This window comes from Pseudoalteromonas holothuriae, assembly GCF_945859825.1.
In the GTDB taxonomy this organism is placed as follows: Bacteria; Pseudomonadota; Gammaproteobacteria; order Enterobacterales; family Alteromonadaceae; genus Pseudoalteromonas; species Pseudoalteromonas holothuriae.
In genome coordinates this window covers 1-13,988 of record NZ_CAMAPC010000028.1, presented here as the reverse complement: position 1 = coordinate 13,988, position 13,988 = coordinate 1, and the positions used below count along the sequence as shown (strand labels likewise).

2 protein-coding genes (1 of these 2 running past the window's edge) are annotated in these 13,988 nt (G+C 41.9%); both read left to right on the top strand.

Going from position 1 to position 13,988, the window contains the following annotated elements:
* Window positions 1–1,950: the final stretch of an SDR family NAD(P)-dependent oxidoreductase gene (locus tag OCI93_RS19925; protein ID WP_261627137.1), read on the top strand. The gene continues 14,592 nt to the left of window position 1, outside the view; only the last 1,950 of its 16,542 coding nucleotides appear in the window; the start codon falls outside the window, past its left edge; its stop codon occupies window positions 1,948–1,950.
* A partial coding sequence (locus OCI93_RS19920) for an SDR family NAD(P)-dependent oxidoreductase (RefSeq protein WP_261627135.1) occupies window positions 1,943–13,988 on the top strand: 12,046 nt, incomplete at its 3' end. The genes OCI93_RS19925 and OCI93_RS19920, both read left to right, overlap by 8 nt.

Below are 13,988 nucleotides of genomic sequence, written 5' to 3'. Positions count from 1 at the left end.
AGGGCATCTGCTATTACGACCCCAAGTTTTCTGGCTCAGAGCGCGTTAATCCAAGAAGTATACAGGTCAGCCCATATTAAGGCTGACAATATTCAGTATATAGAAGCACATGGAACAGGAACTAAGCTTGGGGACCCGGTAGAAATACACGCTTTAACTGATGCGTATATGCAATTTACTCAGCGTAAACAATTTTGTGCTGTCGGTTCTTTAAAGGCTAACCTAGGCCATACTTCGGCCGCGTCAGGGGTACTTAGTTTGATTAAAGTATCTTTGGCATTACAACACAAGTTGATCCCGGCAAGTGCCAACTTTAATGTTGAAAATCAACATATTGATTTCAAAAGCAGCCCTGTTTATGTTAACGATAGGGTGCAAAAATGGCCACTCAATGATGAACAAAGTAGGTTGGCCGCCATCAGTTCTTTTGGTTTTAGTGGCACCAATGTACACCTAGTTGTTGAACAAGCTAAAGACATTGGGGTTGACTTAACTCAAGCGAATGGGCCTATAGTATTGTCAGCACAGACGATGACAGAATTGCGTTTACAAGCCCTGCAACTAAAGCTGTTTTTACAGAAAAACCAAAATAAGTTTGAGACGCCTAGTCTTTTTGCAAGAGTTTGTTATACGTTGCAAACAGGTAGGGAGCATTTACCTGCAAGACTTGCGCTAATCGCAAGTGATGTCAAGGTGCTGTTGGCTAAATTAGAGCGTTTTATAAATGTTGGCAGTGATGATGCTATTGGCATTATTTGTGATGTATGTGATGACACCTGTGCTGCATTATCTGAAAGGGGTATTGATTACGAGAATGCGCAGGCTATAGCAAATGCTTGGGTACGAGGAGAGTGCATTAATTGGCTACGTTTGTATTCTTCTGCCATACCCGGTCGAGTTCATTTACCAGGCTACACTTTTGCAAATGATAAGCGTTTAGCTGTGACCAAATTGGTAGCGTCTAATAGCAACAAAAGCAGCCAAGTGACCAAACACTTAGATCACCCTATGTTGCAACGAAACGAGTCAAAATTTGGTTGCCAAGTGTTTTGTAGCGATTATAGTGGCAGTGAACACTTTATCGCAGATCACCAAGTTGGCGGTCATAAAATTTTGCCTGCAACAGCTCATTTAGAAATGGCTTTTGCTGCATTTAAACAATCTTTGCCCATTAGTGAAGATGCGTTGGTAATTAGCATTACTAATGTAACTTGGCGTATCCCAGTTGTAATTGACGAACCGCTTAAAGTAAATATCACCATTACACCTGTGGCTAATAAAAACAGTTATGAGTTCCAGATAGGTCAACATAACTTAAATGGTGAAAAGGATGTATCTGCCTGTGTGAAGGGTCTACTAACAACTGACGTATTAAGTCGTCCATTTATTGATCTCGAACAGTTATTGTCACAGCAAACATTACAGCTACATCAAGGCCAAACACTGTATGACATTTTTGAGCAAGGTAATATTCACTACGGACAATCTCACCGTTGTATCTCTGAATATTATACGTTACCACACAGTTCTGACAGTGTGTTGGCAAAACTGACTTTAGCAGAGGAAGTCTCCGAACAACTAAAAGTGTATTCTATACACCCAGGTATTTTGGATGCAGCTATTCAGGCGAGTGTCGCACTAGTTTTACCTACAATAGGAAATATGCGTAGTGAAGAAATGAAATTAGCATTACCATATTCAGCTGAGCGGATAACCGTGTATGAGAAGTGTCAAAAACAGATGTGGGCTTATATTCGATATAATAAAAATAATGGTACTAGGATGGGTTTACAGCAGTTAGATATAGATTTATGTAACTCATTTGGTAAGGTGTGTATTGCAATTAAGGGATTGACATCAAAGATACCAACTAATAAGCAATCCGAATATAAACAACCAGATAAAAAAGAGCATCAGTGGTACAAAGGGGATATGGAAGTAGATGCATAATAATAATAAGCTATTTTTATCCAAGCCCAACTGGGAAGTTATTAATACAGTTACTGGATATTCAAATGAACAGAATTATTCCAAACACTTTATTTTTATATTTGGCGCGCAGCACGAGTTGGAGAAGTATGCGCCAATATTAAATTTGGAAAAACTGGGGAAAAACTTAACTCACCCACAGGCACAAGTTCGCGCTTATGTATCAGAAAAGTCTTCTGTTGATAGCTATTTTATTGATGTGGTTAGCTTTTTGACCAGTGAACTAAAAGAAATAGCGTTAGCTGTGCAACAAGACGAGCAATGTTTGGTACAGGTATTGGGTATTGAATTTACAGGTTTGAACACGTTATTTGGTTTATCATCTTTATTTAAATCGTTGCAAATAGAACATCCGAATATTAAAGGGCAGGTCATAGAATTTAATGATCTACAATCTAGTGAACAGGCATGTCTGGCTTTTATGTCTGATATATTGTCTAACGCTAAACATAGCATTGAAAATTACTATACTAAGTATAACGCAGAGCAATGTCAGGTTCAAAAATGGCATGGCATTGAACATGCTATTCATACCCCCTCACAAGATCAACTATCGAATATAACATGGCAAGAAAACAGCTCCTATATTATCTCTGGCGGTCTTGGAGGAATAGGTAAAATACTGTGTAGAAGCATCTTGCAAAGTACGAAAAGCAGCCAAGTTGTTTTATTAGGCCAGCGGGAAATGTCTCCAGCACTACTTGATGACTTAGGGCATTTAGACGCTACAGGTAGAACTCAGTATTACCAAATCGACCTTTCAAACCTTACTAAAGTGGAAGACTTGATACGTGATATCAGTAAATTTTCTAGACCATTAAAAGGTGTGATGCATGCGGCTGGGTGTGTTCAAGATAGCTTGCTCATTAATAAAAGCATTCAGGATATAGAACGGGTCTTAAAGCCTAAGGTGGCAGGAGTTGTCAATTTAGATCTAGCAACCAGCGACGTAACATTGGATTTTTTCATTGCCTTTTCTTCTTTAGCGTCTGTTTCTGGTAATGCTGGCCAATTGGATTATGCCTGCGCAAACGGCTTTGTTGATTCATATATTCAGTACCGAAGTAGTTTATGTGAACACCAGCACCGTAGAGGCAAGTCTTTGTCGATAAACTGGCCAATTTGGGCAGAAGGCGGTATGAAGGTGTCTCAGACGGCACTAAAGGCCATGAACCTCAAGGCAGGGATAGTGCCTCTGCCAACTAATATGGCGCTGGATGTAATTAATTTTTGCTTAACGCATGATATTAAACAAGCATTACCTGTGTATGGTGACACGACACAATTCTTAGCATCTTTTGGAAGTAATACTAAAACCTCTCATGTATCTTCAAATCAAACGGATAAAGCACAGTTTTCTAAGGTTTTAATGATACTCAAACGAGTATTAGCTGAAGAAACCAAAGAGCCCATTGAAAGCATCAATATCGATAAGCCGTTTGAAAAGCAAGGCATTGATTCTGTGATGGCCATGGCAATGACCGATAAGCTGGAAGGTCATTTTGGTACGCTCTCAAAAACTTTGTTTTTCGAACATCAAAATCTAAAGGACTTGGCTAAACATCTGCAACATAATGTAATAACAACAGTAGATGATGACCGTGAATATGAGCCTGATTCTCCCATTTTTGATACGCAGCAAACTGCCTCCGTGTTGTCATCTTATCGTGATTCTGATATCGCTATTATTGGCCTGTCTGGGCGTTTCCCTGATGCACCAACCATCTCGGAATTTTGGCACAATCTAGAACGTGGTCATGATGCCATTGGCATGATTCCCTCACAAAGGTGGGATGCTCAAGCATGGTTTGATGACACTAAAAGCAATCCGCTTAAATCTTATTGTAAGTGGGGTGGGTTTCTTGGTGATGTTACCTTATTTGATGCCGAATTTTTTGATGTAACCGCCGCCCAAGCATTGGTCATGGACCCTCAAGAAAGACTGTTTTTAGAAACAGTCTGCTTGCTTATGGAACAAACGGGACATTCCGCAAGTATTTTAAAACACAGATACAATCATAAAATCGGCACCTATGTTGGCTCAATGACCCTGCCATATCAACAGGTGAATACGTTACCAGAGTTGTCGGCGGTTACTTCTCTTGCAACACACAGTGTTATCGCAAATAGAGTGTCTTACTTTTTTGATCTACAAGGGCCAAGCGTTGCGGTAGATACTATGTGTTCGTCAGCATTGTCGGCTGTGGATTTTGCCTGTAATGCGTTACGGAATGGGGATTGTAGCTTAGCTATTGCAGGCGCGGTTAACTTATCTCTTGAACGCAATAAATATATTGGTTTGAGCCGGGCTGGAGCGCTTGCAAGTCACGAATGGAGTAGAAGTTTTAGTGATGGTGACGGTTATATACCCGCAGAGGGGGTTGGAGCTGTATTATTAAAGCCATTACGTGATGCAGAGCGTGACAGAGATGCTATTTTAGCGGTGATCAAAGCAACCAGTACTAACCATGGAGGTCGCAGCAACGGCTTTGCGGTGCCAAATGTGAATGTACAAGCAAAGCTTATAGCAGATAATATCCAGCGTGCAGATGTGGACCCTCGTACTATCAATTATGTAGAGTGTGCCAGTAATGGCTCTGCACTGGGAGATCCGATAGAAATAACGGCACTAAAAAAAGCATTCAGCACTTTTACGAAAGACCATAAATTTTGTGCTATTGGTTCCGTTAAGGCGAGTATCGGACATGCAGAAGCGGCCTCTGGTATGTCACAACTCGCTAAAATATTGTTGCAGATAAAACACGGTACATTGGTTAAAACGCTTCTATCTGAAAAACTTAATGCGCGAATAGACTTGGCTAACTCGCCATTTTACTTACAAACTGAAACCGTGCCTTGGCATCGGGTAACATTGCAACATAATGGTCAAGAAGTAACTTACCCTAGAAGGGCTGCAATTAGTTCTTTTGGTGATGGTGGTTCAAATGCTCATCTGATCTTAGAGGAATACCTTGCGAATCAGGTACACTCCGGCAGTTTGCATCGCAATGAAGAGGTTCAGGTTTTCCCAATCAGTGCTAGAACTCATGACGAGCTACAAAAAAGCATCTCAAATTTGGCTAATTATATTAGCACCACCAAAACATTAGACTTAAAAGCATTATCAGATACGTTGCGCATTGGCAGGAACGCAATGACTTACCGGATAGCTGTTATATGCAATAGTCGTGAGGTGCTGCTCAATACATTACAAAGTTATCTACTTGGTGAGTCCTTAGCGAGCGAAGTTCTGCTTAGCCATGATAAAGGCAGCATACCCTTGGAAAGTTTAACGTCTCTTCGCGAAGCGGATGAAGATGAGTTATTTACTTTGTGTCAAGATAAGACGCTAGAGTTATTGGGCTGCTATTGGGTGAATGGTGTCGATGTGCCATGGGTCAAATTAGTGGCTAACGATAGTTTCGAGTTTCTGACTGACTTACCGAGTTACCCGTTTACCAAAACACACTATTGGGTTGGGGATTATCAAAGCCAAGATACTCAGGTAGTAAATGTACTTGCACCGACCGCACCATCTGTTCACAAAGGCAATAGCCTATTACAAATACTCAAGGAGATGGTAAGCCAGTTAATTTCTATAGATGCTGGCAGTATTGATGTACATCGTAACTTAGCAGAAATAGGCTTTGATTCACTCAAATTTACGCTGCTTTGTGAGCAGCTCAACGAGCGGTTCACACTGCAAATACTCCCGACTGTCTTTTATCAATTTGGTAGTTTAAAGGCTCTAGAAAAGTTCTTGCAAAGCGAACACAATGTAACCATCTCTGTGAATGATGAAGTACATTCAGAGCACAAAGAAAAACAAGTTGAAAAAGAGTCGATTGCTATTTGTGGTGCGAGTGTCCGTCTACCCCAGGCAAATGATATAGATAAAATGTGGGCGCTATTATGTGCTGGCTCTGATACGGTCACTGAAGTACCCTCATCTCGGTTTGATTGGCAGGTTCACTATGGAGACATCCATTTAGACCCATCAAAAAGTTTGTGTCAATGGCATGCACAATTAGACAACATTGAACAGTTTGACCCTTTATTTTTTGAGATATCACCTTTGGAAGCCGCGACGCTCGATCCTCGTGCAAGATTGCTATTAGAGAGCGCTTGGCATGCACTTGAAGATGCGGCTATTGGCATTACACCCAATGTTGGTGTCTTTATTGGTGCTGAGCCAGGTGATTATGATGCATTGGCGAAACAGCAGTATAAACAGGTGTTTAACTCAGATGCCATGCTCGCTTCACGGATTGCATATTTCCTGAATTTCCAAGGGCCTGTTTTTACCCTCAACACGACTTGCTCATCGGGCTTAATGGCAGCCCACCAGGCCTGCCAAAGTTTACGCGCACATGAGTGCGATGTGGCATTGGTAGGTGCTGCAAACCTCAATATTACACCACGTTCATTTATGATCATGAGTAATGCCGGGGCATTGGCGATAGACGGAAAATGTAAAGCCTTTGATAGTGCGGCTGATGGTGTAGTACTAGGTGAAGCCGTGGTTGTTTTGGTGCTCAAGCGTTTAAGCGAGGCTTTAAGTGATGGTCAACCAATTTATGCGTTGATAGAAGGGAGTAAAGTTAATAACGATGGTAAGACCAATGGTATTACTGCACCGAGTGAGCAAGCGCAGTCAGCATTGCTAACGAAAGTCTATAAAGAATTCAATATTGATGCACAACAAATTGGTCACATCGTTACACACGGGACTGGAACTCGACTTGGCGATTCTATAGAAATAAATTCGTTACATGGGGCTTTCCAGAATGTTGCAGGTCATATTGGCGGCTGTGGTTTATCTTCAACTAAGGTTAATTTTGGTCATAGCTTGGCGGCATCGGGTTTGGTCAGTTTAGTGGCTTTGGCACAGTCCATTAAGATGGGAACTATCCCTCCAGCTACCCATTTAAGGCAATTAAACGACTATGTTGATTGGCAATCAAGCCCATTTTTTGTGCCAACGACTGCACAGCCATGGCGTCTTAAAGGGCGTCGACTCGGTGCAGTTAGCGCGTTTGGAATGACAGGTACAAACGTGCATATGGTACTTGGTGAGGCACCTGTTCAACAGGGTATAAAAGAGCGAACCTCGACACCTCAGCTACTTCTTTTTAGTGCTAAGTCAGCTATGGCATTGCGACATAAGCTACAAGATATGGCTAACTTTTTTAATGAAAAATCGGATATCGAAAACGACTTACCATCGATTGCTCATACATTAATTGCAGGGCGTCATCACTTTAAGTATCGTTGTGCAGTCATTGTACATATGCAGCAAGATATGTCTGCTCTGTTTAATACAATTACCTCTCAAAGTGAGCAAATAGAGGGAGTGCATTGGGGGAGTGAACATCAAGAAACGGCAGATAGTCGCTATCTAGATACTTTATCTAAATTATCTCAAACAATGAATGAAGTGGCACGAAACAGTTTATTAATAGAGTTGGCACAACTTTATTGTGCAGGTGCTACTCCAGTGTCAGAACACGTATCTAACACTGCAAAGATAAGAGTAAGACTGCCTGTTTATCCGTTTGAACACAATAGTTACTGGCTTGATGACCTACCTTCGACGAGTATAAATAATGAATATCGAAATAGTCATCAGGCTCATCCGTTATTAGTTCATAATATTTCCCGTCTGGCAGAGCAAGCATTCGTTACCCCAATGAGTGTACAAGATGTGCTTCTCGAGGAGCATCGCATTGGTGGTATTGCGACTCTGCCCGGTGCAGTTCATATTGAAATGGCTATCGCGTCACTAAAATATGCAACCAACGCTGTATGTGGGGTGCGGCTGAGCAACCTCTATTGGCAACGTCCTTTGCAAATCAAGCATGGTATCCAAAATGTGTGTATTAGTTTGTCACATAAATCAAATGACAGTTGGTCTTTTAAAACACATTCAGACCAAGCGGGCGAAGATGTTGAATATTGCTGTGGTTCCTTACAATTATTAAGCAATAAATCTGAGTATTTAGATCGAAATGCAGTTTTGGAACGTTGTCAGCTGGAGTCCGTTAATATATCTCAGTTTTATGAGAGTTTTTCTGCATCTGGGGTGGAGTATGGTAAAGCATTTCAATGTGTGCAGAGAATCGATTTGGGTCAGGGAGAGCTTATAGCACAATTGCAACTCGATAGTCGATTTGAGGGTGACGCGACAGAATATGCAATACACCCAACCTTATTAGATGGTGCTTTACAAACTTGTCAGCTTTTACTAAATGAAGAGGCCACGCAAAGCCAAGGTGCATTGTTATACGCAATAGATTGTTTTGAACAACTCAGCCAATGCCCAAACAAGGTGTTAGTGTGGGCAAAGCAAGCCAAGAGTAGCGACTTGGGAGTTTTGAAGTTTGATCTGATGTTATCTGATGAGCATGGTAATATTTGCGCAAAACTAATCGGCGTCTGTGCAAGAGCGCACCAACACGCAAACCACCACAAGACACCTTTGGGTGGTGGTATCACAACCCTTACTGGTCGCTGGAAAACATTGACTTCTTCACCACAGACGACATTACTTGCTGCGGATTGCAAAGTGGTTGTTTTGAGTGAACAACCACAACAGGCGATCTCAGAGTTATTACCTCAAGCGACGATCTTGCCAATACATTTGCACCATGGTATTCAGCAGCTACAAGAAGCGTTATTAAAGGCTGGAGAGATTGAACATATTTTGGTTGTGTTTGCATCTAAAAAAACGCAACAGGCTTTTGATTTGAAAAGCCAATCAAAGGCAAAACAGTCATTAGTTTATCTTTTTAGTCTGACTAAAGCACTGCAAAGTCTGAATACTTCAAACAAACTCACCATTACCTTAGTGACGCAAAATGCTTATCAAGTACATGACTTGTCTGCCAGTGAGCCTGGACAGGCTATGTTGCATGGATTGGTAAATGTGGTTGCAAAAGAATGTCCCCACTGGCATGTCACGGGAGTGGATCTGGAAGATAAAGGGCAGTTGAGTTTAGTTTTACAATCCGAGTCTGAATTACCCGCGGGGGAATTCGCGTACAGAGAAGGCAACTGGTATCAGAAGCAGCTAGTGCAGGTAGCCACACATATGCCAGTTAAATACCAAGGGTTACCTCAAACAACAGAATTTAAAAAAAATGGGGTTTATCTCTTAATCGGTGGCAGCGGTGGCATAGGTAGGGTGGTAACGAAACATTTGCATGCAACATATCAAGCGCAAGTGATTTGGTTAGGCCGTTCACAACAGCAAGATGTACTGAGCAAAGATAGCGATGAGTTTGCTAATTTAGGAAGTAAACTTTTTTATTACCAATGCGATGCGACTGATTTGGGAGAGTTAAAACGGGTAAGTAAAGACATTCACTGTCGTTTCGGGCGTATCAATGGCGTGATTCAATCTGCAATTGGTGAGTTAGATAGTAGTATTGCTACTATGAATGAAGCTCAGTTCTTAACTGCTTTATCACCGAAGTTTGATGTAAGTTTAAATGCTGCATTGGCGTTTTCAGACCTTTCTCTGGATTTTATGCTGCTTTTTTCCTCTTTGGCGTCGTTTGCTTGTGAATCCGGGACTGCTAGTTACTCTGCTGGTGGCATCTTCCAAGATGAGTTTGCCAAATATCTTAATTCTGTCGTTGATTTTCCTGTCAAAGTACTTAACTGGGGAGTATGGGATAGAATTGGCGTGGCTAATGCAATCACCAATGAGTCAAGAAATCGCTTGGCTATGTCAGGTGTTGGAGTTATTTCTGCATCTCAAGGTGTGCAAGCATTAGAACAGTGTTTGGCAATGCCATTGGTACAGTTGGCAGCGATTAAACTCAATGACAGTATTGCGCAAGTATTTGGTGATGGTGCTGTTACTGACAAGTACCTTTACCACAGCTGTGATGGGCCTATTGAAATGTGCCTTTGGTTGAGCGATATTCGCCAACTGGCCCATGATAGGTTCAATATGCTGAAACAAACAGTTGATGAGCAAGATACTAAAATACAAAAAGATATAGACTCAGCCATCTATCAGCAGGTTTTTTCGTTGTTAAGCCAAGTGTTATTTGCTGATGCTGATGTGTGTTCGGTCGAATCACTTATAGAGTCGCAGAAGATAGCTAGTATACATGCTCAGTGGTTGGCTCATATGCTTGCGTTACTTGAGCAAAATGGCTATGTACAAAGCACTGAGCCGGGGGGCAACACTTACTATTTAGTAGAGCAAGATACGTCACCTGAACATATTGATTGGCAGTTGCAAAGCGAACAATGGCGACAAATACCGCATTTCAAAGCACAAGTGAATGCGTTAAATGCTGTGTTTTCAGACTTAGTATCAGTATTAAAAGGTAGAAAACTAGGCACAGAAGTGCTGTTCCCTGGAGGAAGCGATGTATTGGTCGCAGGCCTTTACCAAAATAATCTGCTCAGTGATTACTTTAATGACCTCGTCACTTCAGTAGTAGAACGTCAAATCCAACAAAAGCTTAAAGGGTGTGAAAATTTACAACTGCGAATTTTGGAGGTCGGGGCAGGTACTGGCGCTACAAGTCGACGTGTTTTAAAAGCGTTACAGTCTTATCAACTTAATATCGCTGAGTATTTGTTTACGGATATCTCACCAGCTCTGGTTAACCAAGCAAACACACAGCTGAGTGATTTATATCCTTTCTTAAAATGTCAGCCCTTAGATATAGAACGCACTTTGACGCAACAAGATATTGATATAGGTCAATATGATATTGTGATCGCGACCAACGTCATACATGCAACCTCGAGGGTTCGTGAATCGCTTCAAAACATCAAAGGCACAATGAAAAATCAAGGCTTATTTATTCTCAATGAATCAATAAGTAACAAACTTTTTGCGCACTTAACATTCGGCTTACTTGATGGTTGGTGGGCATTTAAAGATGGTGATTTGAGGCAACCTGGTTCTCCATTGCTTGACGTAGCAACTTGGCTAGCAACGCTCAAAAGTGAAGGTTTTGAGCGTTGTGAACACCTTAATGTTGGTGTGGAAGAGCTTGGGCAGGAAGTTTTTGTTGCTTATAGCAACGGTGTTGTAAAGCAAAACGCACCTCAGGGGGCGATGGCGTTGTCGAAAACCAGCAACGTACAGCAAATAACTGTTCATCAGGAACAAGTGATGCGTACTCATGAAATACAAGAGAAGGAAGACGTTTCGTATCAACCGGCTGCGGAAACATTAATTAAGCAAGTGATTAGCACGGCATTGCGTATTCCAATCAGTAAACTCGATAGTCAGGAAACCTTCGATAAATACGGTATTGATTCAATTCTAGTGGTAAAACTCACGAACCTTCTAACTGAGAAGTTGGGTCAAGAGGTAAGTAGTACATTATTTTTTGAGTATCAAACGATAGCTCAACTTGCAGAATATTTACAATCTGAGTTTGCAGATACCATTGTTAGTCAGCCTTTCTCTGAAGATATGCAATCTAGACAAAAACCGCTTGATAATCCAGTTACCACAATCCAACAAGCGCCAATTTTGACGAATGACAGTCAGGATATTGCGGTTATAGGCTTGGCTGGACGCTATCCTAAGGCGAGCAATATTCAACAACTTTGGGATAACCTATGCGAAGGTAAAAACTGTATTGATAAGATCCCTTCATCACGCTGGAGTTGGCAGGAATACTATAGTGAAGAAAGGGGCAAGCATGGTTCCATTTATAGCAAATGGGGTGGGTTTGTCGATGATGTTGATCAGTTTGATAGTCTGTTTTTCAAAATATCTCCTAGAGATGCACAGGCAATGGATCCACAAGGCAGGCTGTTTTTACAAGAGGCGTATCATTGTATAGAAGACGCAGGATATACCCCAAATAATCTTAGCCCGCAAAGAAATGTCGGCGTATTCGTCGGGATAACAAATAGTACGTACCCGACGGGGGCAGATTATTCTTCAGTCCCAAACCGAGTGTCATACTGCATGAATCTTTTTGGCCCTAGCGTGGCGTTTGATACCGCTTGCTCCTCTTCTTTGACGGCCACACATTTTGCAATATCTAGTATCCGTAATGGAGATTGCGATTGTGCAATTGTAGGTGGCGTTAATTTAGTGCTAGATCCTATCCATTATATCGGGTTATCGGCGATGACGATGCTGAGTGATGGTCCCAATTGTAAAGCTTTTGGAGCCGGGGCGGACGGTTTTGTTGATGCTGAAGGTGTAGGGGTTATGTTATTAAAGCCCTTAGCGCAAGCGCTGGAAGATCGAGATCATGTTTATGGCGTGATAAAAGCCAGTGCTATAAATAGTGGTGGGCACACTCACGGCTATACGGTGCCCAATCCAAATGCCCAGCAGCGACTCATCAATGATGCATTGCGTCGCTCTGGAATTAATGCTGAAACAGTTAGTTATCTTGAAGCACATGGTACAGGTACCTTGTTGGGCGATCCGATTGAAGTAAAAGCACTTACTAAAGCTTTCAAACATGATACAAAAAATACTGGTTATTGTGCGATAGGGTCTATCAAATCAAATATTGGACATAGTGAAAGTGCGGCCGGCATTGCAGGCATCACTAAAGTGCTGTTGCAGCTTAAACATAAAAAGCTGGTGCCAACACTACATGCTGAACATGAAAACCCGAAAATTGATTTTGTTAACAGTCCTTTTGTTGTGCAAAAGCAATTAAGCGATTGGACGCGGCCAACTATGTACCAAAACGGTCGCCATGTTGAAGTACCAAGACGCGCTGGGTTATCATCTTTTGGTGCTGGTGGAGCCAATGCTCATCTGATCATAGAAGAGTGTCTACCTGTTCCATGTGATGAGGTCGAATTTTCTAACTACTGTGTGTTGCTCTCTGCTCGTGATGTAACACGCCTGCAGCAACGCGCTTCACAGCTACTTGCGTGGATCAAGTTGCCTAGCAATAAGACTATCTCGCTCTCCAGTATCGCTTATACATTGCAAGTTGGTAGAGAGCCTATGCCAGTTAGAGCAGGTTTACTTGTGAGTAATAGGGATGAGTTGTTACAAAGCCTGACAAATTTAGCTAGCGGGGCCAACCATGCGCATATATATATGAGCGATGGAGGAGTTACCCAGTCTTTGAGTTCGTTGTTTGAAGAAGCAGAGTTGAATAGCGTGCTACGTAATTGGATGACGCAAGGCAAATTTCACCAGCTCGTTGAAGCATGGGTGCAAGGGGTTTCTGTTGATTGGCTAAATCTTTACGACGTCCACAGGCGACCGCATAGGATAAGTCTACCTGGTTATCCATTTGCACCTGAATCTCATTGGGTGCCGCGAAAAGACAATGCAAGACAAGGTGCTTTTGGCTTACACCCCATGGTGCAGCATAACATCTCAGATCTATCAGCATCGGTAAAATTCGGAACAACATTTATAAGTTCAGAATTTTTCATCAAAGATCATCAGGTTAATGGTCACTTAATCTTACCTGCAGCAGCATATCTAGAAATGTTGAGAGCATCTGCCAGTTTGGTGTGGGAGCAACGTGCTGATGCTATGCATCAATTAGCAATGACCAATCTCGTTTGGCTGATGCCAATGGTTGTGGGCGCAGATGGATTAGCTATTGAAATAAAGGTTACGGAATCGGCGGCATCAGAATTATCTTTGACAGTGCATAGCCATGATGAACAGACTTTATACTGTCAGGGAAATATAAGACGTGTGCAACCGAGCCAACTAGAAACGTTGGATATTGCTGCTATTAAATCCAGGTGTTCGCACGCAGTAATTGATAATAAACAGTGTTATGAAGTTTATCAGTTATGTGGTGTTCAATTTGGACCATCATTACGTGCAACAGATGTTATTTATAGTGCCCCTAAAGAGGCGCTGGCTAAGTTGCATTTACCAGCTGAGTGTGAAAGCAGCTTGGCAACCTATCACTTACACCCGAGCATAGTGGATGCAGCACTGCAAGCCATCAGTGGTATTCAATTACTTGATGAACAGGGTCAAGTGGGTGGTCCTTTAGTGCCATTTGCACTAGAGC